General features: G+C 72.7%; 22 protein-coding genes and 1 pseudogene. 14 read left to right on the top strand and 9 right to left on the bottom strand.

All coding sequences use genetic code 11. The features are described 5' to 3' along the window. Window positions 1-30: 30 nt before the first annotated feature. The gene (locus tag EIW28_RS00920) at window positions 31-969 is read right to left on the bottom strand and encodes an RNA polymerase sigma-70 factor (RefSeq protein ID WP_125245847.1); all 939 of its coding nucleotides are present in this window, start codon (window positions 967-969) and stop codon (window positions 31-33) included. A gap of 139 nt (window positions 970-1,108) precedes the next feature. Between EIW28_RS00920 and EIW28_RS00915 the strand changes: the two genes are divergently transcribed. Beyond that, window positions 1,109-1,795 (top strand): NAD(P)-dependent oxidoreductase, encoded by a 687-nt coding sequence (locus EIW28_RS00915; RefSeq protein WP_125245846.1) that lies wholly within the window; start codon window positions 1,109-1,111, stop codon window positions 1,793-1,795. Window positions 1,796-1,842: 47 nt separating this feature from the next. On the opposite strand, the gene EIW28_RS00910 is transcribed toward EIW28_RS00915, so the two are convergent. Then, window positions 1,843-2,685, bottom strand: coding sequence for an SDR family oxidoreductase (locus EIW28_RS00910; RefSeq protein WP_125245845.1), 843 nt, complete (start codon window positions 2,683-2,685; stop codon window positions 1,843-1,845). A gap of 129 nt (window positions 2,686-2,814) precedes the next feature. On the opposite strand from EIW28_RS00910, the gene EIW28_RS00905 reads away from it, so the two are divergent. Beyond that, entirely contained in the window at window positions 2,815-3,324 is a 510-nt protein-coding gene (locus EIW28_RS00905; RefSeq protein ID WP_125245844.1) for a MarR family winged helix-turn-helix transcriptional regulator, read from the top strand. A gap of 1 nt (window position 3,325) precedes the next feature. On the opposite strand, the gene EIW28_RS00900 is transcribed toward EIW28_RS00905, so the two are convergent. After that, window positions 3,326-4,198, bottom strand: a complete 873-nt coding sequence (locus EIW28_RS00900) for an SDR family NAD(P)-dependent oxidoreductase (RefSeq protein WP_125245843.1) — start codon at window positions 4,196-4,198, stop codon at window positions 3,326-3,328. A gap of 111 nt (window positions 4,199-4,309) precedes the next feature. Here EIW28_RS00900 and EIW28_RS00895 point away from each other — a divergent pair, with 111 nt between their 5' ends. Further along, window positions 4,310-4,711, top strand: a complete 402-nt coding sequence (locus EIW28_RS00895; protein ID WP_125246678.1) for a winged helix-turn-helix transcriptional regulator — start codon at window positions 4,310-4,312, stop codon at window positions 4,709-4,711. Between the two features lie 47 nt (window positions 4,712-4,758). Here the strand turns inward: EIW28_RS00895 and EIW28_RS00890 are convergent, their stop codons facing one another. After that, window positions 4,759-5,538 carry a hypothetical protein gene (locus EIW28_RS00890; RefSeq protein WP_125245842.1) on the bottom strand — a complete coding sequence of 260 codons (780 nt, stop codon included), beginning with the start codon at window positions 5,536-5,538 and terminating at the stop codon, window positions 4,759-4,761. A gap of 131 nt (window positions 5,539-5,669) precedes the next feature. Here EIW28_RS00890 and EIW28_RS00885 point away from each other — a divergent pair, with 131 nt between their 5' ends. The 4 genes from EIW28_RS00885 (at window position 5,670) to EIW28_RS00870 (ending at window position 10,490) form a co-directional block, all read left to right on the top strand. After that, the gene (locus tag EIW28_RS00885; protein WP_125245841.1) at window positions 5,670-6,866 is read left to right on the top strand and encodes a sensor histidine kinase; all 1,197 of its coding nucleotides are present in this window, start codon (window positions 5,670-5,672) and stop codon (window positions 6,864-6,866) included. Continuing rightward, on the top strand, window positions 6,863-7,510 hold the full coding sequence (locus EIW28_RS00880) for a response regulator (protein ID WP_125245840.1): 648 nt from the start codon (window positions 6,863-6,865) through the stop codon (window positions 7,508-7,510). The genes EIW28_RS00885 and EIW28_RS00880 overlap by 4 nt, the downstream gene beginning before the upstream one ends. A gap of 183 nt (window positions 7,511-7,693) precedes the next feature. Beyond that, entirely contained in the window at window positions 7,694-8,755 is a 1,062-nt protein-coding gene (locus EIW28_RS00875) for a hydroxyacid dehydrogenase (protein ID WP_197717004.1), read from the top strand. Window positions 8,756-8,771: 16 nt separating this feature from the next. Then, the gene (locus tag EIW28_RS00870) at window positions 8,772-10,490 is read left to right on the top strand and encodes an acyltransferase (protein ID WP_125245839.1); all 1,719 of its coding nucleotides are present in this window, start codon (window positions 8,772-8,774) and stop codon (window positions 10,488-10,490) included. A gap of 31 nt (window positions 10,491-10,521) precedes the next feature. On the opposite strand, the gene EIW28_RS00865 is transcribed toward EIW28_RS00870, so the two are convergent. After that, complete coding sequence (locus tag EIW28_RS00865) at window positions 10,522-10,896, bottom strand: hypothetical protein (RefSeq protein ID WP_125245838.1); 375 nt, start codon at window positions 10,894-10,896, stop codon at window positions 10,522-10,524. 247 nt (window positions 10,897-11,143) lie between these two features. Here EIW28_RS00865 and EIW28_RS00860 point away from each other — a divergent pair, with 247 nt between their 5' ends. From EIW28_RS00860 to EIW28_RS00845, 4 genes are all read left to right on the top strand, one after another. Beyond that, window positions 11,144-11,746 (top strand): TetR/AcrR family transcriptional regulator, encoded by a 603-nt coding sequence (locus EIW28_RS00860; RefSeq protein ID WP_197717003.1) that lies wholly within the window; start codon window positions 11,144-11,146, stop codon window positions 11,744-11,746. Further along, entirely contained in the window at window positions 11,743-12,234 is a 492-nt protein-coding gene (locus EIW28_RS00855; protein WP_125245837.1) for a DUF6463 family protein, read from the top strand. Before EIW28_RS00860 ends, EIW28_RS00855 begins: the two co-directional genes overlap by 4 nt. 56 nt (window positions 12,235-12,290) lie before the next feature. Continuing rightward, the gene (locus EIW28_RS00850; protein ID WP_125245836.1) at window positions 12,291-13,154 is read left to right on the top strand and encodes an ATP-grasp domain-containing protein; all 864 of its coding nucleotides are present in this window, start codon (window positions 12,291-12,293) and stop codon (window positions 13,152-13,154) included. A 231-nt stretch (window positions 13,155-13,385) separates the two neighbouring features. Continuing rightward, window positions 13,386-14,258 carry a C40 family peptidase gene (locus EIW28_RS00845; RefSeq protein ID WP_158630239.1) on the top strand — a complete coding sequence of 291 codons (873 nt, stop codon included), beginning with the start codon at window positions 13,386-13,388 and terminating at the stop codon, window positions 14,256-14,258. 170 nt (window positions 14,259-14,428) lie between these two features. Here the strand turns inward: EIW28_RS00845 and EIW28_RS00840 are convergent, their stop codons facing one another. After that, a complete protein-coding gene (locus EIW28_RS00840) occupies window positions 14,429-15,091 on the bottom strand; it encodes an N-acetylmuramoyl-L-alanine amidase (RefSeq protein WP_158630238.1) in 663 nt (220 codons plus the stop codon). A gap of 208 nt (window positions 15,092-15,299) precedes the next feature. On the opposite strand from EIW28_RS00840, the gene EIW28_RS00835 reads away from it, so the two are divergent. Next, entirely contained in the window at window positions 15,300-16,190 is an 891-nt protein-coding gene (locus EIW28_RS00835; RefSeq protein WP_125245833.1) for an NAD-dependent epimerase/dehydratase family protein, read from the top strand. A 63-nt stretch (window positions 16,191-16,253) separates the two neighbouring features. Here EIW28_RS00835 and EIW28_RS00830 read toward each other — a convergent pair whose 3' ends face one another. After that, complete coding sequence (locus EIW28_RS00830) at window positions 16,254-16,562, bottom strand: antibiotic biosynthesis monooxygenase family protein (protein ID WP_125245832.1); 309 nt, start codon at window positions 16,560-16,562, stop codon at window positions 16,254-16,256. A gap of 178 nt (window positions 16,563-16,740) precedes the next feature. Here EIW28_RS00830 and EIW28_RS00825 point away from each other — a divergent pair. After that, window positions 16,741-17,622: pseudogene (locus EIW28_RS00825) on the top strand (sigma factor-like helix-turn-helix DNA-binding protein). On the opposite strand, the gene EIW28_RS00820 reads toward EIW28_RS00825, so the two are convergent. After that, window positions 17,608-18,087: a hypothetical protein gene (locus EIW28_RS00820; protein WP_125245831.1), complete on the bottom strand. Its 480-nt coding sequence runs from the start codon at window positions 18,085-18,087 to the stop codon at window positions 17,608-17,610. The pseudogene EIW28_RS00825 and the gene EIW28_RS00820 sit on opposite strands and share 15 nt — an antisense overlap. 298 nt (window positions 18,088-18,385) lie before the next feature. Between EIW28_RS00820 and EIW28_RS00815 the strand changes: the two genes are divergently transcribed. Continuing rightward, the gene (locus EIW28_RS00815; protein WP_125245830.1) at window positions 18,386-19,216 is read left to right on the top strand and encodes a hypothetical protein; all 831 of its coding nucleotides are present in this window, start codon (window positions 18,386-18,388) and stop codon (window positions 19,214-19,216) included. A gap of 139 nt (window positions 19,217-19,355) precedes the next feature. Here the strand turns inward: EIW28_RS00815 and EIW28_RS00810 are convergent, their stop codons facing one another. Further along, window positions 19,356-21,383 (bottom strand): beta-galactosidase, encoded by a 2,028-nt coding sequence (locus EIW28_RS00810; protein WP_197717000.1) that lies wholly within the window; start codon window positions 21,381-21,383, stop codon window positions 19,356-19,358. Window positions 21,384-21,739: the final 356 nt, after the last annotated feature.

Here is a 21,739-nt window from a genome sequence, read left to right as displayed (position 1 = left end):
GCCGCTCGCGCCGACCCGGCACCGCGACGCTCAGCCGTCCTGTGCCGCTGCGGCCGAGCGGCGTTCGCGCGCCGCGTCCTCGAAGACGGCCTGCGCGTCCGCCACCGGGCCGAGGTGCCGGAGCTTGTCGGGGTTCGACACCGTGCGGATCGTCTGGATCTGCCCGTCGAGGATGTCGAGGGACCAGGTGTTGACGACCCTGCCGTCCCGGTCGTGGAAGATCGCTCCGGGCTGACCGTTGAGCCGCCGGCACTCCACGGTGCAGCGGGCGGCGTCGAACAGCGCCGCCAGCTCGGCGAGCACGGCGGTGACCTGCCGCGCCCCGGTGAACGAGGGGCGCCACTGGGGCGCCTTGCCGCCGGAGTCGGCGACCAGCCGCGCGTCGCTCGCGAGCAGGGCGGCCAGGCTCTGGACGTCGCCCGCCCGGAACGCCTCGACGAACCGTTCGGCCAGTTCCCCGCGGGCGGCGTCGTCGGCCGCGTACCGGGCCCGGCCCTCGGCCATGTGCCTCCGGGCCCGGGCGGCGAGCTGGCGGCACGCCGCCTCGGAGCGCCCCACGGCGGCGGCGACCTCGCCGAACTCGAATCCGAACACCTCGCGCAGGACGAAGACGGCCCGTTCGAGCGGGCTCAGGCGCTCCAGCAGGAGCAGCGCGGCCGTCGACAGCGAATCGGCGAGCTCCGCGGCCCGTTCCGGGTCCGCGTACGGGTCCTCCAGGACCGGTTCGGGCAGCCAGGCGCCCACGTACTCCTCCCGCCGGACCCGGGCCGAACGCAGGACGTCGATCGCGATCCGGGTGACCACGGCCGACAGGTACGCCTTGGGCGACCTCGGCTCGGCCTGCGACCGCTCGAACCGCAGCCACGCCTCCTGGACCGCGTCCTCGGCCTCCCCGACGCTGCCGAGGATCCGGTAGGCGATCGAGAACAGCAGCGGCCGCAGCCCTTCGAACGTCTCGGCGCGCTCCATGGCGTCCCTTCCCGCGTCGGCTTCCGCTTCCCCTCTGAGACGAGACGGCCGGGCCGTTCGTGACATGCCGCGGCCCGGTTGTCACACCGGGCGCGCCCGTCTCGTCTCGTGCAGGACGCCGTTCAGAAAGGACTTCACCATGCGCATCGCAGTCTTCGGGGCCGGCGGCCCCAGCGGACGCCTGCTCACCGGCCAGGCGCTCGCGGCCGGGCACCACGTCGCCGCCGTCACCCGGCGACCCGACTTGTTTCCGCTGCGCCACGACCGGCTCGAGGTGGTCGGCGCCGACGTGCTCGACCCTGCCGCGGTCGACGCGGTCGTGGCCGGCCGCGACGCGGTGCTCTCGACGCTCGGGGTGCCGCCCCGGAAGGGGCCGATCAGCACCTACTCGCGCGGCACGGCCAACATCACGGCGGCGATGCGCCGACACGGAGTGCGCAGGATCGCGGTGGTCAGCTCCAGCGGGGTCGAACCGCACCCGTACTCCGATGGGGGCTTCTGGTTCAACCGGCTGCTGCTGCCCTACGTGACCCGGGTGGTCGGCAGGACGCTGTACGACGACATGCGGCGAATGGAGTCGCATCTGCGCGTCGGCGACCTGGACTGGACCGTGGTGCGCCCCAGCGCCCTCTTCGAGCTGCCCGCGGTCACCGACTACACGCTGGTGGAGGGCTTCGCGGACGGCCGGTTCACCGCCCGGGTGGACCTGGCCGCGAGCATGCTGGCCCTGCTCGACGCGGACCGGTACGTCCGCCGGACGGTCAGCGTCATCACCACCGCCGACAATCCGACGCTGCGCCAGTGGATCCGCGATTCCCAGCGCTGAAACCGATCGCGGTGGTGCGGAAGGCGTTTCCGCCTTCCGCACCGCTGTCAGAAGGAGTCCCGCTCGTCGCGCAGCCACTGCGCGAACGTGCGCGCCGGACGGCCCAGGACCCGTTCGACGTTGTTGGTCACCGGCGCCGGGGTGTCGCCCAGCGTCTCGGCCGCGCTGAGGAGCGAGTCGAACATCGCCTCCGGGAACCACGCCGGCCGGCCTGCCAGCGCCTCCCCGCGGGTCAGCTCCTCGACCTCGACGGGCCGCCCCAGCTCCGCGGCGATCGCGTCGACGGCCTCGCGCTGGCTCAGCGACGCGGGCCCGGTGATGTCGAGGCGGCGGCCCCGGAACCGGTCGCGCGTCAGCAGTTCGGCCGCGACCTCGGCGACGTCGCCGAGGTGGATCGGGTTGATCCGCCACTCGGGGAACGCGATCGAGACCCTCCCGGCCCGGACCCCGTCGGCCCAGTCGCGGAAGACGTTGCTGCCCAGCCAGGACGGGTAGAGCACCGTGTGGGCGAGACCAGAATCGCGCACCGCGCGCTCGATCGCCTGGTGCGCCGCGCCGATCGGCCCGTCGTGCTCCACGGGCTCGTACGCGGCGGGGGAGGAGAGCAGCACGGCGTGCTCGACGCCGGCCTTCACCGCGGCGTCGAGGAACCCGGTGAGGTCGCCGAAGGTCGGGTAGAGGAACAGGGCGCGGGCGCCGTCGAGCGCGGCCTCCGCGCCGGTCGGGTCGAGGAGGTCGAGCCGCACCGCCTCGGCTCCGTCGGGCACGGCGAGTCCGGCGGTGTCGCGGGCGGAGGCGCGGACGGCGTGGCCGGCGGCGGCGAGGGCGCGGACGACGCGCGAGCCGATGTTGCCGCGCGCGCCGGTGACGAGGACGTGGTGGTCGGACATGGGTGTCTCCCGGTCTCGGGGCATGCGACCGCGGGGCGCGGGTCGCGCACTCGGGTAGCATGGCAGTGGAACCTATTTGCTTTGAAAGCAAAGAATATTTGACAGCAAAGATAACCCGGAGGGGTACCCGTGTCAACCCGTGACGGCCTCGACGACTCGATCCGGGAACTGCTGCTGCTCATGCCGCGCATGGTCACCCGCGCGAAGCGCCTGCCGGTGCCCGAGGGCGTGCGCTCGCTCGAACTGAGCCCGCGGCACCTCTCGCTGCTCGCGCTCCTGCTCTTCGACGGCCCCGCGACCGTCAACGACCTGGCCGCCCGCCTCGAAGTCGCCCCCACCACCGTGAGCCTCATGGTCGGCGAGCTCAGCCGCAAGGGCGTCCTGGAGCGCCGCGAGGACGACGCCGACCGCCGCCGCCGGATCGTCTCCATCACTGACCGGATGCGCCCCGAGATCGAGGCGTGGCTCGCCGGGAGCGCCGCCGCCTGGCGGGAGGCGCTGGCGTCGCTGACGGCCGCCGAGCGGCGCATGTTCGTCGACACGCTCCTCGCCTACGAACGCGCCCTGGACGAGAGCGGCCCAGGCGGGCACGGCGCCGGCGGCACGGTCGCAGAGAACGGCGGCGCCGCCTCGGGCTGAGCTAGGCCGGCGCGGTCGGAAGCGCGTCGAGCAGCTTCTCGGTCGCCTTGGCGAGCCGTTGGGCGTTCGCCGGATCGAGCGTCCGCAGCGTGAGCGGGAGCGACGTGCCGCGGTCGATCGCCGTGAGTGGGACGGACGGCGGGTTGTCGATGAGCCCGTGGAGGGGTGCGATGGACTGCTCGACCGGGCGCGCGGCGAACGCGCCCAGCACGCGGATCGCGAGGCGGGCGGCGGCGGGCAGCGGGCTGAGGTCACCGCTCTTGGTGAACCCGGGGTGGTAGAGGACGTATCGGACGGGGTTGTCCGCCTGGGAGGCGTAGGCGACGCCGAGCAGGTCGTTGGCGCGGCCGGCCTGGAGCTGGGCGGTGACCAGGTGGTACTTGCGCTCGAGCTGGAGGTCGTCCCAGTGGACCGCGCCTTTGGTGACGCCGACTCCGGCGACGTTGACGATCACCGGCGCCGAGCTCCGGCGCAGCAGCGGCGTGAGTTCATGGCCGAGCAGGTAGCGGCTGAGGTAGTAGAGCGCGAAGGTGCGTTCGAGCCCTTCGGATGTCGTGGCGCGCTTCGGTGACTGCCGGTTGGCGAACAGGCACAGGGCGTCGACGGCCTCGTGGCGTCCGGTGATCTCGCGGACGGCCCGCCGGGTGGCCTCGACGCTGGACAGGTCGGCCTGGAGGAACCGCACCCGGTCGGCGGCGCCGATGCGCTCCGCCTCGGCCACGAGTTGCCGCCCCTTGGCGGGATTGCTGCCGAGCGCGACGACCTGATCGCCGCGTTCGGCGCGGGCGAGGGTCAAGGCGCGCCCCATCCCGTCGGTTCCGCCGCTGACGACGATGACGCGCGGTCGGTGGGTGTTCGGTTCCTGGACAGGCATGAGTGACTTCCTCGGGTAGTTACTTCTGGTAAGCACTACCATCTTCAGTAACCGGCCCCGGTCGCACAAGGAGGCAGTTTGCAGTCCGGTACGCACACGAATGTGCCCTCGATGGTGAGCGCGCCCCTGCCCGACCCGGTGCCGGCAGAGGAGTACGAGCAGTGCCCGGTCACCGACGTCCTGCGCCGGGTCGGCGACAAGTGGACGGTCCTGGTGGTCGTGCTGCTGGGCAGGCGCCCGTATCGGTTCAACGAGCTCCACCGCGCCATCGCGACCATCAGCCAGCGCATGCTGACCCGCACCCTCCGCGGACTGGAGACCGACGGCCTGGTCCATCGCGAGGTGTTCCCCACCAACCCGCCCAGCGTCGAGTACCGCCTCACCCCCTTGGGGGAGAGCCTGCTCGTTCCCCTTTCGGCCCTTGCCGACTGGGTCATGGAGCACCGAACCGACATCGCGGCCGCGCGGTCGGCGCACGCCGCTGAGCGCGGTGACGACGTCACCGCACCTTGAAGGCGAGCCGCCGGCGCGCCCGCACGGCCGCATACGGGCTGTTCGGGTCACCACCAGCGGATCGTGGGGGACAGGCCGCGGGTCTCGCCTGCCGCGGGCCCGCGGAGGAGGCGGAGGCCGAGAGGCGCGAGTGCGGCGCAGGCGGCGGCCGCGGCGAGGACGTCGGCGAGGTGCGCCTCCTTGAGGACGCCGCCCCACATCGTCCCGGCCCACACCAGCGCCGTGCCGCGGGCGAGGCCGAGGACCCGCGAGCGGTAGGCGGCGACGGCGAGCAGGACGAACCCGAGGTAATGCAGCGCCGAGGACCAGACGACGATCCGCCACGGCCCGTAGGACAGATCGGGGTAGGCGCCCAGGACGAAGCGGGCGGCGGCCTCGGCGCCGCGCTGCTCGGTCATGACGAACGCGGCCTGCTCCACTCCGGCCCAGTACAGCCGCGTGAACAGGCCCAGGACCACCAGCGAAGCGCCCCACCACGCCAGCCGCGGCGAAGCGGCGGCGGCGAGGTGCGCCAGGGCGGGGTAGGCGAAGGCCAGGACGAGCGCGCCGAGCATGAAGACGGCGAAACCGGTGAGCACGAGGTCGGGACCGGCCTCGTACATCGCCAGTACCATGGGCGCCGCGAACGGCCGCGCCCGCAGCTCCGCCCAGCGCTCGGGCGCGAGCAGGTCCGAGTGGGCGGGAAGGGCGCGCAGCAGCAGGCCCAGGCACCACAGGGCCGGGCCGGCGACGAGCGCGAGGCCGCCGATGAGCGGCCCGGGGAACCAGGCGTCGGCGCGGCGGCGGGTGGGAGTCGACCATGCTTGCAGGCGTTCGAATCTCGTCATCGCACCAGGATCGGCTCGCGGCGCGCCGGACGCGTCGGCCGTTCGATTCGGCGGCACGTCGCTTTCGTAGGGGGTCGGGATCGTCCCTTGGAGGGAGGCCGGGCCGCGCGGGCGCGGATAGGCTCGCCGGCATGGTCACGGTTCCCGCACGGGTGCGGCGCGCGGCGCTCGCCGCGGCGGCGGGTGCGCTCGTGCTGGCCGCGGCCCTCCTGCCCGGCGAGCCCGGCCCGGCCGGCCATCTCGCCGAACTGACCGGTGCGGCCCGAACCTTGTGGACCGCGCCGCTCCTGGCGCTCGCCGCCGCGTTCGCCGCCTGGTGGTCCCCGGTCGCGCTCTGGCCGCTGCTGCTCGTCGCCGCCGCGGCACCGCTGGCCGACCCCACCGGCGCGGCCGCGTGCGCGCTGGTCGCCTCGCTGGTCGCGAGCCGTCGGCTGCGGCGCACCGCCACCCGGCTCGCCTTCGTGCTGGCGGCGACGGCATGGACTGCGGTGCCGGTCGCTCTCGGCTTGGCCGCCGACGAGGCCGCAGCCGTGGGCGCGGCGCTGTCGGGCTGGCTCGGCGCGGCCGCGCTGTTCGTCTGGACACCGTTCAGCTCGGGGCTCTGGGCCGCCGCCCGTCGCGACCTCCTCGCACAGGCCCGCGAGCGCGCCGAACGCCTCGAACGCGATCAGCTGGACGCCGCCGAGCGCGCCCGAGCTCTCGAGCGGACCCGGATCGCGCACGACATGCACGATGTCGTCGCCCACCGCGTCTCCCTGATGGTCCTGCACGCGGGCGCGCTCGAGGTCAACACCGCCGATCCGGAAGCCGCCGAGGCCGCCGAGCTGATCCGCGCCACCGGTGTCGAAGCGTTGGAGCAGCTGCGCGAGGTGCTCGGCGTCCTGCGCGACCCCGCCCGCGACCGGGCACCGGGCGCCGCCGCGGACCTGGACCGGCTCGTCGACGAGTCGATCCGGGCGGGCGTGCCGGTGACGCTCCGCCGCCGCGGCTCGCCCGAGGCACTGCCCGCCCACGTGGCCGGCACCCTGTGGCGGGCGGCGCGCGAAGCGCTCACGAACGTCCACAAGCACGCGGGAGCGGTGCCGACCGTCGTCGATCTCGACTGCTCACCGGAGCGGGCCGTCCTGCGCGTGCGCAACGCCGCCCCGGCCCTGGAGGTCCGTGCGATCCAGGGCAGCGGCATCGGCCTGGTCGCGATCCGCGAGGCGGTGGCACTGCTGGAGGGCGCCATGGCCGCCGGCGCCACCCCGGACGGCGGCTTCGAGCTGCGCATCGCGCTCCCGCTGCCGATCGCGGCCTCCCCTGGAGGGCCGGGTGATCCGCCATGACGATCCGCGTGCTCGTGGCCGACGACGAGCCGTTGGTCCGCGCCGGACTGCGCATGGTGCTGCGCCCGGCCGCCGACATCGAGGTGGTCGCCGAGGCCGGCAACGGTGCGGACGCGCTCGACGCCGTCGCGGCATCCCGACCGGACGTCGCCCTGATCGACATCCGTATGCCCGGCATGGACGGCCTGACGATGGTCCGCGAGCTCAAGCACCGCAACCTCGCCGTCACCGCGATCATGCTGACCACCTTCGACCTCGACGACTACCTGCACACCGCGCTCGCCGAAGGCGCCGTCGGCTTCCTGCTCAAGGACACCCCGCCGCGCAGACTCGCCGACGCGGTGCGGTCCGCCGCCGCCGGCGAGCTCGTGCTCGGCCCCGCAGCCGCGCGCCGGCTCGTCGCCGCCTACACCCGCCAAGCGCCGGCCGCCGCCCGCGCCGCGCGGGACCGGCTCGCGAAGCTGACCGCGCGCGAAGGGGCCGTGGCCGCCGAGATCGCCCGGGGCCGCTCCAACGCCCAGATCGCGCGCGCACTCGGCATCGCCGAGACCAGCGTCAAGGCCCACGTCAGCCGCATCCTCACCAAACTCGCGCTCGACAACCGAGTCCAGATCGCCCTGCTCGTGCGCGACGCCGAGACCTGAACCGCGCCGAGCAGATCCGCGCCCCCGTCCAGCACGGCACCGGTCGCCTCCCGCCGGCCGTCGCGCGCCGGTCCGGGCTGCCGCGTCGCGTCCCTCCGGTATCGGAACGTTAGTTTCGTGTATTGACAAAGTCGGTCGGCTTGCGGATACTTGGACGGCCCCGAATCCGACTGGAGTAGTGAAGTGACGCCCGACCCGCCGCTGCGAGACGAACACGAATCGACCGTCGAGCCGGGCCTCCCCGACGCCAAGATGCGCGCCGCGTTCGCGATGGCCCCGGCGGCGCTCCGAGACCAGGTCTTCAGCGCCGAGCAGCTCGAGGAGCTCGCCCGCCTGCTCGACCTCGCACCGAAGATGCTCACGGACCCGCGGGACGTCGACCGGCTCCCCCAAGCCGACCGCATCGAGCTCCTCATCACCGGATGGGGCTGCCCCGTGCTCGACGCGGCCCTCCTCGAACGCCTCCCGGCGCTCAAGTACGTGATCCACAGCGCGGGCTCGGTCAAACCCTTCGTCACCGACGCCCTCTGGGAACGCGGCGTCCGCGTCTCCTCCCAGGTCGCCGCCAACGCCGTCCCGGTGGCCGAGTACACGGTCGCGATGATCGTGCTCGCCAACAAGGACGTCTTCGACATGGCCCGACGGGCCCGGCGCGGCGAACCCGACCCCGACATCCGCACCGAACTCGCCGACGCCGGCAACTACGGGAAGGTCGTGGGCGTCGTCGGCGCCTCCCAAGTCGGCTCCCTGGTCCTGCGGATGCTCGCGGCCTACGACCTGCGACTCCTCGTGACCGACCCGACGCTCGACGCCGCCGGGGCCGCCGCGCTCGGGGCCGAGCTCGTGCCGCTCGACGTCCTCGTCCGCGACAGCGACGTCGTGACCGTCCACGCGCCTTCGATCCCCCAGACCCGGGGACTGATCGGCGCGGACGAGCTGAGCGCCATGCGGCCCGGGGCCACGCTCATCAACACCTCGCGCGCTGAGATCATCGACCAGGACGCCCTCGCGCGCGTCGCGGCCACCGGCCGCATCCAGGCGATCCTGGACCTGCTCCACCCCGGCGAGAGCGGGCGCGCCCTCGCCCGGATGGAGAACGTCATCGTGACCCCGCACCTCGCCGGATCGGTCGGCCGCGAGCTCCATCGCCTGGGCGCCGGCGTCCTCGACGAAGTCCGCCGCGTCGCCGGCGGCGCCCCACTGCACTTCCCCGTCGACCCCCGCACCCTGGCACGCTCGGCCTGAACGAGAGGACGCCCCGATGTCCGACCCCACCGACCACACCACCCGCGACCCCCTGGCCCTGGACTACAACGGCTGGATGTTCTGGCAGCACGCCACCCCCCAGCAGCAAGAGGACCAGCTGCGCCGCCAAGCCGGCATCCTCAAGCGCGCCAAGGGCGCCATCGGCGAGCGCACCTTCATCTCCGAACTGGCGATGGTCGAGCCGACCGAGTTCACCCTCGGGAAGGACTCCTACGTCGCGGCGCACGCGTACATCACCGGCACCGTCAACATGGGCGACGACTGCACGGTCAACCCGTTCACCGTCATCCGCGGCACCGTCACCACCGGCGAGGGCGTGCGCATCGGCGCCCACACCTCGATCCTCGGCTTCAACCACGGGATGGCCCCCGACCGGAGGATCTACCACCAGGCGAGCGTCGAGGCCGGCATCCGCATCGGCGACGACGTGTGGATCGGCTCGAACGTCGTCATCGTGGACGGCGTCAGCATCGGATCGCACGCCGTCATCGGCGCGGGCTCGGTCGTCACCGCCGACGTGCCCGACTGGGCGATCGTCGCCGGCAACCCCGCCCGCCTCATCCGGGACCGGCGGGCCCCCCGCAAGTCCGCACGGCACGCGTTGGCCTCGGCGCTGCACGACTTCGGCGCCGCCGCCCGAGAACAGGCCCCGGGCATCATCGCCCGCAGCTGGGAACCCGACGGACTCGCCGCCGACGGCACCGGCCGCGGCCGCTACGTCGACGCACCCGGCTCGGGCCCCTCCCTGCGCGCGCACGCCGACGCGGTCGAGCTGTCGATGCTGCTCACCGGCGAACCCCCCGAACAGCTCACCCGCGAGCAGCACATCGCACGGCTGCGCCAGAACCAGGACCCGGCCACCGGCCTCACCCCGCTCCTCGTCGACGGCCGGCACGCGCCCCCGCCCGCCGGGTTCGAGGACGGGTCCGCGCACTACCACGTCCTCAGCCTCGGCTACGCCCTCGACCTGCTCGGCAGCCGCTTCGAGCACCCGATCCGGGCGGTGGAGCGGCTCAGCCCCGGCGAGGTCATCGCACTCCTGAAGGCCCAGCCCTGGAAGGACATGGGCTGGTCGGCGGGCGCGGGCGTCGACACGCTCGGCACCGCGCTGCTGTGGAACCTCCGCACCGGCGCGGCCGGGACCGCCCGCGAACAGGCGGACGCGATGTTCGGCTGGCTGCTGACCAACGCCCGCCGCGACACCGGCATGTGGACCGAACCGCGGCTCTCCGACGGAATGCTCCAGGCCGTCAACGGCTACTACCGCGCCGTCCGCGGCACCTTCGCGCAGTACGGACTCCCCGTCCCCCACCCCGAACGGGTCATCGACGCCGTCCTCGCCCACGCGGGCGACGAGCGGCACTTCGGCCCCGGCCGCACCACCGCGTGCAACGCACTCGACATCGCGCATCCACTGTGGATCACCGCGAAGCAGACCTCCCACCGCAGGGCGGAGGTCGCCGCGCTCGCCGAGCGGCTGGCGACCGAGACGATGGCGCGCTGGCAGCCGCACGAGGGCTTCGCCTTCCGGGTCGCCCCGCTCGGCGGGCCGCTGACCGCGGAGCACCGGCCCGGATTGCAGGGCACGGAGATGTGGGCCGCGACGCTCTGGTACCTCGCCGATCTCGCGGGCGTCGCCGAGTCCCTCGGCTACCGCCCCGCCGGCGTGCACCGGCCCGAGCCGGCGTTCGACCTCTCCGAGCTGCGGGGCTAGGGGCCCACGCGAACGACGTTCCGGGCGCGCCTCAGCGCCGGGTCTCACCGAGTTCGCCGTGGCGGACGCCCGCCCAGACGGCGAACGCCAGCAAGGCCAGTCCGCAGGCGATGTCGAGGATGACGTGGGTCTGGCGCCACCAGGCCATGTCGGTGGCGCCCGGCATCAGGTAGTGGACGATGCCCACCAGGCCGGAGAGCGAGTAGACGCCCAGCGCCGCCGCGGACCACGCGATCGCGCGCCGTCGCCAGAGCAGGACCGCGGCGGCGCCGAACGCGGTGAACACGAACCACGAGACGCCGACGACCGTCGCCGACGGCACCGGGAACCGGCTGTGGGCGTGGGGGACGGGGTAGTCGTCGTAGTTCGCGTAGTTGTCGATGTAGTGGACCACCGACACCGCCACCGCGATGGCGAGTGTCCAATACAGAATTCTGCCGGCTCGTTCGTACACGGGGTCGGTCCCTTCTTCAGGTGCACGAGGGCCGCCGGTTCCGGGCCGACGTCGTACCGCCGGGGGTGATCGGGGGCGCTGTGCTGTTCTCGTGGGGCGGGTGCCGGAAGCGCGGCACTCGATCGACGTCGAGAGCCGCTGCCTTCGATCGCGGGAGCGGCCCCTTGCCCAAGACCATACCATACGGTATGGTACGGTCATGATGGAGGTGATCGCGATGCCCACGGCGTCGAAGGAGCGATGGCTCGACGAAGGCTTGACCCTGCTCGCGGAATCGGGTGTGAAGGCGGTGACGATCGACGCCCTCAGCGAACGGCTCGGCTTGAGCAAGGGCTCCTTCTACCACCACTTCAAAGGCATGGCCGGATACCATGCCGCCCTGCTGGACCACTTCGAGCAGCGGGAGACGCAGGCGTTCATCGACCTCGTCGAATCGCTCCCGGTCCACGACGGCGCGGTGAAGCTGCGCGCGCTCATCGACGCCTCCGTGGCCGACGAGGTGAGCGTGGCCGTCGAGCCGCGGATGCGCATCTGGGCGAGCCACGACGAGGCGGCCCGGTCGTGCATCGCACGAGTCGACGCGAAGCGGCTCGACTACCTGCGGCGCCAGTGCCGCGCCATCGCCGACACCGATCGCGCCGACGAGACCGCCCGACTGATCTACCTCGTCGGCGTCGGGTCGATGCACCTCGTCCCGCCGATTCCCGTGCCGGACCAGGTGCGCATGTGCGACATGCTCATCAGCGACCTCGAAGCCGCCGCCGGACGCGCGGCGCGTCGAGCGGAAGGCGGCGCCTCATGACCCGCCGCAACCGCCCCGTCGTCGCCGGCGGCGCCATCATCACCCTGGTCGGCATCGTCCACTCCGCCGTCGCCCCGCTCCAGGTCGCACCGCGCCACGGCGGCGCCTGGCTCGACGGCGCCCTCTGGGAGCAGGTGAACCGCGACGTCACCGAGTTCACGCCGGTCACCGGCGCGTTCTGGTACAGCTACTACAGCTTCGGGATCCCGATGCTCCTGCTCGGCGTCACGGTCCTCTCGCTCGGACTGCGCGGAGCCGCGGCACCGCGGGTCGTCCCGTGGATCCTGATGCTGTGGACGGTCATCGGCGAGATCGCCTCCGGGCCGTCGCCGCTCCTGCTCCTCGTCCTCGCGGGCGTCCTCATGCTCGTTGGCGCGGCGCGCCCCGCGGCCCAGACCGGGTTGCCGGACGCCGACGCCGCGACGGAGAATTCGGAGTCGTCGCCCGGAACACAGCCGCCCGGGAACAGCCGCAGAAAGGACCACTGAGCAATGTGGAATGAACACGCCCTGAACGGACCCGCCGACCCGGCGGGAGGCGGACGGTGACGCGCATCGCGATCGCGACCTGCGCCGGCCTGCCCGAAGGGTTCGAGGACGACCACGAGGCGGTCGCGCTCCTCGGCGGCGAGTACGCCGTCTGGAACGACCCCCACGTCGACTGGCACGGCTTCGACCGCGTCCTGATCCGCAGCACCTGGGACTACACGCCGTCCCGGGCCGAGTTCGTGCGATGGGCGCACTCGGTCGGGGCCGGGCGGCTGCTCAACGCTCCCGCCCTGGTCGAGTGGAACTCCGACAAGACCTATCTGAGCGACATCGACGCGCCGACCGTCCCGACGCAGTTCGTCGGGCCCACCGACGCCGTTCCCCGGTTCGAAGGCGAGGTCGTCGTGAAGCCGACGGTCTCCGCCGGCGCCGTCGACACCGGACGGTTCGGTCCCTCCCACCACGACCAGGCGCGCGCCCTGGTGCGGCGCATCACCGACTCGGGCCGCACGGCGATGATCCAGCCCTACCTGCACCGCATCGGCACCGAGGGCGAGACCGCACTCGTCTTCCTCGGCGGCGAGCTGTCCCACGTGCTGCACAAGAAGCCGGTGCTCCGTCCGAATGAGACGGCCCCCTTGGTGCAGGCCGCGGACGCGATCGTCGCCGCCGCAGCAATGTTCGATCCGGACCTGGTGACCGCCGGCCAGGCCGACGCGGCCCAGATCGCGCTCGCGAACCGGGTCGTCGAGCAGGTCGCCGACCGGTTCGGCGTGCCGACCTTCGCGCGGGTCGACCTCGTGCCCGGCCCGGACTCCGAGCCGACCCTCCTCGAACTCGAAGCGGTCGAGCCCTGCCTGTACCTCGATCTCGCCCCCGGCGCCGCCGCGAGGCTCGCCGACGCCGTGCTCCGCTCCTGACGCGCGTTCACGGGCTGCCAAGGGCGGCAGTCGCACTGCCGACGCGCGAGCCCGCCTCTCCTCCCGATGCCGCTGCGGCGGCCGCAGTGCCGGATTCAGGGCGGCCGCCGCACGGACTCCCCGTGCGCGAGCCGTGCCCCGGCCGTGCGCGCTCCGGAAATGCTCGATGACGATGCGTACGGACGGACGCAGCCCCCAACAACCCCGTCCGGAACCTCCGAGAGGAACTGCATGAACATCGTACGGAGAGCGGCGATCTGGCTCGCGACCGTCGCGAGCCTGCTCGTCGCCGGCATGACGGTCGCGGTGCCGTCCGCGTCGGCGGCCGACCAGCTCGACAATCCGAGCGGATCGTGGACCATCTCGTGCGGCGGCGCCGAAGCGAAGATCCAGATCAAGTGGAAGTCCCCGAGCGTCATCAACGTCTGGTGGCGCCTGACGGACACCGACCAGAACGGCAAGAGCCCGGTCCTGCGCATCCACGCGCACGACTACCAGCACGACGCCTCGGCTTGGGAGTTCGGCACCGGCAACAACTACTACGTCCTGTCCGGCGGCGGCACCGTCTCCGCGCGGAAGCTGGACTGGAACCCTGGCGCCATCGGCGGCATCAACCACCTGTGGATCCAGGTGAAGGACGGCACCGAAGGCGAGGGCAGCAACTGCACCAAGGAGAAGAACATCTATAACTGGACCGCCCTGGCGTACTCGAACGCCCTCGACAAGCAGGGCGCCCCGTACGTCTGGGGCGGCACGGGACCGGGCTACGACTGCTCGGGCCTCGTCTACGCCTCCTACAACCAGATCGCGTTCTTCCCGGACTGGTCGGTGCGGGCCTCGCGCGACATGTACAGCTGGGTGCGCAGCCACACCGCGGAGTCGAAGTTCTACGCCGAGCAGGTGTCCTATGCGGACGCCATGCAGGGCGATCTGATCTTCTACGACTTCAGCGGTGACGGCGTGGTCGACCACGTCGCCTTCTACGCGGGGAACGGCAACGTCTTCGACGCGCAGCAGGAAGGCGTGCCCGTCGGCTACCACAACGAGTACGGCAGCGACGACCGCATGGGGGTCTTCCGCATCCTCGGCGTCGAGACCGTCTGACCTCGAATCCTGTCCCGTGCACCGGCCCGCCGAGCGTCGTCCTCGGCGGGCCGGCCTCGGCTCGGGAGCCTTCACCCCGGGGAGGAACCGACATGACCGACCGCCGCCGGGACGCGCGAGACCCCCGCGCGGCGCTCCTCCGAGCGCCGCGCGGGGGTCTCGGCCCGCTCTCAGACGTTCTCGCCGAAGAAGCGGCGGATGCCGAGCGCGTGCCCGATGCCGCACTTCTCGCGGAACCCGTCGCGGTCCAGCAGGTTCGCATCCTGAGCGGTGTCGATGAACAGGTTCTCCGTGAGCACCGCCGACATGCGGGTGTTCACCAGCACGTAGAACGCCGCCTCCTTCTTGCCGCGGTTCTCGATCGAGGAGTCGGCCAGGCGCATCCGGTTCAGGGCGCCCCAGTGGACCTCGTTCTGGAGGCGCATGGTCCGATCCGAGGCCCCGGGGGAGCGGTAGCTCTCGAAGCCGGTGCCGCCGTTGGAGTTGATGTGGATGCTCACGAAGACCGAGGCGCCCCAGTCGTTCGCGTCGCTCGTCCGGTATTCGAGGCTGCGGTAGACGTCCGAGTTGCGGGACATCCTGACCTGGTAGCCGTGGGCGAGCAGGTGGTCGCGCGCATGGCGGGCGATGGACAGCGTCAGCCACTTCTCCTGGAGGCCGTAGTGGGTCGCCCCCGGGTCGGTGCCGCCGTGACCGGGGTCCAGATAGACCTTGGGGCCGGCGTTGACGCCGACGTCCTGGGCTTGCGCGGCGGCGCCGCCGAACGGCAGGGCGAGCAGGCCCGCCGCTCCGGCGATGAGGGCGCCGCGCCTTGAGACGTTTCGATGTTCCATGGGGGATGACTCCAATTCCGGCCGAGCGGCCGTGGTTCGACGATCACGTCGAGCGTCCTCGACCCGCCCACGAGTGCCACACGGTTCCTGCATCGCCCGTCGATGCGGCCGACGGCGGGACGGCGTCCGCTCGGGATGATATGAATCCGTCAGCACCGGCTGCGGCGCAACGGCGCCGGAGTCCGTCCCCCGACCGAGGAGCAAGTCCATGAAGGTACTCGTCGCCGGCGCGACCGGCGCCATCGGCCGCCCGCTGACCCGGGCGTTGATCGAGTCCGGGCACGAGGTGCTCGGCCTGGCGCGCAGCGACGCCGCCGCGCAGACCGTGCGGGAACTCGGCGCGACCCCGGTCCCGGGCGACGCCATGGACCGCGAGGGGCTGCTGCGGGCCGTCGAGGGCCTGAAGGCCGATGCGGTCGTCTCCCAGCTGACGGCGCTGGCCAAACCCAAGCGGACCCTGGACGAGCGCGATCCGAGCACCGCCCTCCGCAAGACCGGGACGGCGAACCTCCTGGCCGCCGCCGAGATCCTCGGCGCCACCCGCTTCCTGACCCAGTCCATGGCGCTCGGCTACGGGTACCGCGACCACGGCGACCGGGTCCTGACCGAGGACGACCCCTTCGGCGAGCACGCCGGCAACCTCACCGACCACGTGCTCGACGGGCTCAACTCGGCGGAGGACCAGGCGCGAGGAGTCGGCGGGATCGCGCTGCGCTACGGCCTGTTCTACGGTCCCGGCACCTGGTTCGACCCGGCCGCGAGCAAACGGTCGATCCCGATCCCCGCCGACGGCGGCGGCGTCGTGCCGTGGATCCACACCGAGGACGCCGCGGCCGGCACCGCGGCCGCCCTCGAACACGGCGCCCCCGGCGCGTACAACCTGGTGGACGGCGTCCCGGCGACCTGGGGTGCGATCGGCGACGCCATGGCGGCGGCGGGAGGGCGCAGCCCGATGCGGCTGCCGGGACGGCTGCTCCGCCTCGCCGTCCCGTACCTCGGGGCCCTCATGATCGACACGAACCTGCGTGTCAGCCATGACAAGGCGACCCGCGAACTCGGCTGGCGCCCCGCGCACCCGAACCCGGCCGCCGACGCGTGAAAGCACGCTCATGCGGCCCGCGCCGACCCGCCAGCCTGACGGGTCGGCGCCGTGCCGGCGGCGTCAGCGCGGCGGCACGGTGACCGTGCGCCGGTACATCGACGGCGAGGCGGCGGCGATCGCCGCCGCGCGAGCCGCGTAGGCGACGGCCTCCGGGTGCTCGCGGGTCCGCGCGGCGTCGGCGACGGAGTCCCACTGGGCGATGTTGACGACCCGGGTGCCGTCGAGGCTCTGGTAGAGCTCGATCGAGCCGAACCCGGGCTGCCGGCTGATGACCGACTCGGCGCCCTCGGTGAGGACCTCGACCAGTTCCTCCTGCCGTTCCGGTGCCACGTCGAAGACGCTGATGAAGGTGACGGCCTGTGCTGACATTTCCGGTGCTCCTTGTCTGTTCGGGGCGTTCGAACCGCCCGCAACCGACATGACGAGGCACGGGGGCGCGGTGTCAGGTCGCGGCCCCGTCCCAGTGGGTCACATCACTCCTGCCGCAGCGCGAAGCCGCTACGGTGGGGGCGTTGCATCGGCGGCGCCGCAGGGGAGGGACGAGCGAATGCAGGACCGGACGCTGCTGCTGGGCATCGCGTACCGGATGCTCGGTTCCCTCGCCGACGCCGAGGACGCCGTGCAGGAGGGCTACGCCCGCTGGTACGCCCTCCCGGAGCCGGACCGGGCGGCGGTCGAGTCGCCCGCCGCCTGAAGGGTGACGGTCGTGAGCCGCATCTGCCTGGACGTCCTCGGGTCGGCGCGCCGCCGCCGCGAGCGGTACGTCGGCGAATGGCTCCCCGAACCCGCGCCGGGCGCGCTCGCCGCCGCGAGCGGGCCGGAGGACCGCGGCGATCCGGCGGAGCTCGCCGCGCGTGAGGAGACGGTCGGCTACGCGCTGCTCCTCGTGCTGGAGACGATGACCCCCGCGGAGCGGGTCGTGTTCGTGCTCCACGACGTCTTCGGATACCGCTTCGCCGAGATCGGCGCGATCGTCGGCCGCTCCGCCGGCGCCTGCCGCCAGCTGGCCTCGGCTGCGAGGCGACGCGTCCGGGAGGGGCGGCGCCGCGAGGTCGATCCGGCCGTCCACGCCCGCGTCGTGGCCGCCTTCAAGGACGCCTGGCAGCACGGCGACCCGGACCGGCTGCTGCCCCTCCTCGACCCCGGTGCCGCCGCCGTGGTCGACGGCGGCGGACTGGTCAGCGCCCCGACCGCCCCGGTGGTCGGCGCCGCCGGCGTCGCGGCGCTGCTGGCCGGCGTGCACGAGAAGGCGCCCGCCTTGACCGTCGAGGTCGCGGACGTCAACGGCCGCACGGGACTGCTCGCGAGGGACGGGAGCGGCGACGTCATGGCCGTCATCGCGGTCGCCACCGCGGGGGACCGGGTCCGGCGCCTCTGGGTCGTGCGGAACCCCGCCAAGCTCACCGCCTGGCGTTCACCGGCGAAGTGAGGGCCGCGGTGGGACGGGACGGCACCAGGCGCGCATGGCCGGGGTCAGCAGCAGCCACACCATGACCGCGCCGAGCGCGAGGTCGCGGAAGTTCGATCCGCTGAGGTCCGCCGCGATCATCGCAGCCGCCGACCTGACCATCATCAGCGTGTAATAGCCCACGAGCGTGATCCGGACCCAGTTCCTCCCCCAGAACAGGGCGAACGACAGCGCGAAGACGAAGGAGCCGTGCAGCACCGTCCACGCCCCGGCGAGCAGCGACATCGCGAGGTCGTCCGGCAGCGCCAACTCAGTCGGGGCCGCCCCCGCCCTGCCGAGCACCAGGAACAGGACCAGCAGGCCGGTCTGGCACCAGATCAGGACCGCGGCGGCCTTCCCGGGCGCGGGCATCGCCCCGAACCCGCGCTCGGGGCCCTCCCCGGCATCCCTCCGCACGCCGCGAGGCTCGACGACATCGGCGTCCATGCGGTCCCTCCTTCTCGATCGACGCACCGCGGACCTCCCGCCACCCTGGCGAGCCCCCGCACGGACTCCGCACGGAACCGGCACGGCCGCCCCGTGCGCCGCGGCCCGCGGCCCGGCCCCCGCGATCCTGCCGGTCTCCCGCCGCCGTTCCGCCTTGGCGGCGGCACCGTTCCCGGCTTGAATGGCCTCTGCCGGTCCGGCCGCAGCGCGGTCGCCGCCACCGGCCCCCACCGGGGAGCCCGCGAATCGCGAGCCCTCCGGCTCCGAACCCCAAGACTCCTGAGAAGGGCGCCTCCTCATGCTCGAGACCGGCAGCAACACCCCGTCACCCGTTCCGACCGGCGGCTTCGACCGCCGCCGCCTCCTCGCGCTCGCCGCCGGCGGGGCGGCCGCCGCGGCCGGGACCCTGCTCCCCGCGTCCGCCGCGCAGGCCCACGGCGACATCACCACCTACCCCGGCATCTGGCGCCAGCGGACGTACAGCGAGGCCACCGGTGACCCGAAGTCCTTCGGCTACCGGCCCGCGTTCCACGACCGGCTCAACTCCTGGCTGCAGCTCTGGTACGAGAACACCCCGTACCGCATGGACCTCACCGTCTGGTCCTCCGGCGTCCACAGCGACAGCAGCGGCATCGCCGCGCACAACCAGGGGCGGGCCTTCGACCTGACCCGCATCTACGCCGGCGTCGGCACCGACAGCCCCTCCCGGGTCTTCTGGGGCGACCGCGAAGCCTGGAAGCACCAGACCGGCTCCACGCTCACCGACACCCGCCGGAAGTTCTGGGCGACCGTGGCCTCACTCCACCACCACTTCCGGTCGGTCCGCACCTACCTGTACAGCGACCATCAGAAGCGGTCCGTCCACATCGACAACATGCTGTCCGGCACCGAGGCCCCCGCCTTCCACTCCGACGACAAGTCCCAGGTCCAGCACCTCCAGGCGAGCTGCCGGTACATCTGGGGCAAGGGCACCGAGGTCACCGGGACCTGGAACGCCGAGAGCAAGCAGGACGTGCACGAGGTCCTGGAGCGGATCGGCAAGGGCGGCCACATCGGCGACTCGACGTCGCACTGGCAGGCGTACAACCTCGCCACGATGCGCAAGGGGTACGGCACCCAGGCGTACTGACGCCGGCAGCGGCGGCCCGCCCCTCGAGGCGGGCCGCCGCACCGGTTCGAGCCGCCACGGCGGGCCCGATCCCGTTCCACCGCACCGGGTTCGCCCGCCTCGCCGACCGGCCGCCCCTCGTCGGCCGCGATCAGACCGCTCAGGAATTGGTCTCGACGAACTCGGCGTCGAACGCGCCGAGCGTGAAGCCCCCGTCGTAGCCGTTGCCGTTGAGCAGGCTCACGGCCTTGCCGGGCAGCTCGATCGGTTTCGGCTCGCCGTCGAGGTTGAGGTACAGGACGTGGTCGCCGTCGATCCGGCGCGCCATCACGCCGGCGGGCACGGCCGGACCGCGGCGGATGCCGAGCCGATCGATCTCGGCGTCGAGCACCGCGTCCAGCACCTCGCGGCGCGCCGGGACTCCCAGGTAGACCGCGCGTCCGGCGCCGTATTCGTTCACCGTGACGACCGGGTGGTCCCGGTCGAGCCCGGCCGTGGTGCCGAGGACCTCGGCGCTGCCGGGCTCGACGACGTCGAACCGGGGTGTGGTGAGGGCGATCCGCTCGCCGCCGACCACCAGGTCGACGCCGTGGTCGCCGGTGCGCCCGCGCGCGAGCTCGTTGAGGAACTGCGGTTCCTCGTAGGAGCCGACGCGGATGCCGAACACGTCGGCCAGCCGGCCCGGCCTGGTCGTGTCGAACGCCTGGCCGTCAGCGTCGAGGGTCGCCGAGTAGGAGGTCATGATCGCGGTGCCGCCGCGCTCGACGAACGAGCGGATCCTCGCCGCGGCCTCCTCGTCGAGCACGAGCACGCCGGGGACGATGAGGAGCTTGTAGTCGAGGGCGCTCCGCGACAGGTCGACGATGCGGGCGTCGAGGTTGCGGTCCAGGACGGCCTCGAACGCGGTCTGCGCCTGTGCGTCATGGCGTTCGGGGAAGGCCGCGGAGGCGATCTGGCTCGGGAAGTCGAGCGCGACGGCGATCTCGGCTTCGGGACGGTAGGGGAAGTGCGAGCCGATCTTGGCGAACTCCTCGGCGATGCGGCGGTACTCGTCGAGCTTGCGGTTCGGCCGGCCGTCCCAGTCGACCATGCCTTGGAGGAACTGCTCCTCGCCCGCGTGCATGGTCTGCCAGGTCCAGCCGCACACGAGCTGGTTGCCGAGCATGAGGGAGGCGTAGGCGGACTTGCGGATCGAGCCGGGGGTGGCGGTCATCGTGGTGAACTCGGTGCACCAGAACGGGTTCGTGTTCTCGTACTGGATGCGGGCCATGCCGAACAGGGCATGGCGCAGCCCGTCGCCGTCAAGGATCGAGTTGCCGGGATAGAAGCCGTTCCCGGCGCGGTTCAGGCGCCCGGTGTAGGCGATCGGGGCGAAGTCGAAGTGCCGCAGTGGACTGTAGTACCACATGTTCGTTGTGGTCAGCGCGCCCGGCGCGTGCGTCTCGACCACGTCGAGCAGCTCGGTCAGGTAGGCGTCGACCTCGTCGGAGACGAACCGCCGGAAGTCCAGGACGCGCTCGGGCGCGGCGCCCCCGTTGCCGGGCGTCGGCAGGCCGACGTCCTCGAAGTCGCCGATCCGGCGCGACCACCGCTGCCCGGCCCATGCCCGGTTCAGTGCCGCGGGCGTCTCGTACTTGGCGCGCAGCCAGTCGACGAACCGCTCCCTCACGGTCTCGGAGTAGGAGATCGGGCCGTCGCCGGGCTCGTTGTCGATGCCGAACGCGGCCAGCGCGGGATGCGCGGCGTAGCGGCGCACGAGCCGTTCGGCGAAGCGCTTCGCGTGGGCGCGGAAGCCGGGGTCGCCGACGTCGTCCATGTACCGGTGGTTCGCGTAGAGCCGGTTGCCGTTCGGGTCGACCACGTCGATCGAGGGGTGCTTGCGGTGGAGCCACAGGGGCGCGGGCCGGACCGCGATGTCGAGGATGACGCCGATGCCGTGCTCGTGCATGAGGTCCATGACCTCGTCGAACCACTCGAAGGCGAACTCGCCGTCGGTCGGCTCGAAGGTGTCCCACGCGAGGTGCCCCAGCCGCACCACGGTGATGCCGGCCTCGCGCATCATCGCGGCGTCGCGCCGCCAGGTCGCGGGGTCGGAGTCGTGGGGGTGGTAGTTGGCGCCGACGAGCAGCCCGGTGGCCTGCGTGCCCGGTGCCGGTGAAGCGAGGTCGTTGCGCGGTCGGTCGTTCACGGGTACTCCCTTGGGTGCTCTGGGGTGTGCCGAGGTTCGAGTCCGGCGCGGTCGGCGGCGTGGTCCAGGCGCGTGGCGAAGCGGACCGGGCGCGCGGCGGCGGACACTCGGGACGCGGTCACGGGGCGGGCCCTCTCGGCATGGCGACTTAGTTGGTCAACGCAACATAGTCTAGAGAGCGGAGCGTGCCGCCCGCGACTCGGTCGAACTCGCAGGCCCTCGACGGCCGAATCAGGCGCGGCGGCGGTCTTGCCACTGTTCCATCGGTACCCTCGGCAGCCGGCTTCGCCGTCGGCCCCGGCGGAGTGGCGCCGACGAGCGACCCGCCGAGAAAGTATTAGTTCCGTTGGTTGACA

The organism is Glycomyces terrestris (assembly GCF_003933745.1).
Classification (GTDB): Bacteria; Actinomycetota; Actinomycetes; order Mycobacteriales; family Micromonosporaceae; genus Glycomyces; species Glycomyces terrestris.
Note: the sequence above shows the minus strand (reverse complement) of the source record. Positions and strands in the feature narration are given on the sequence as shown.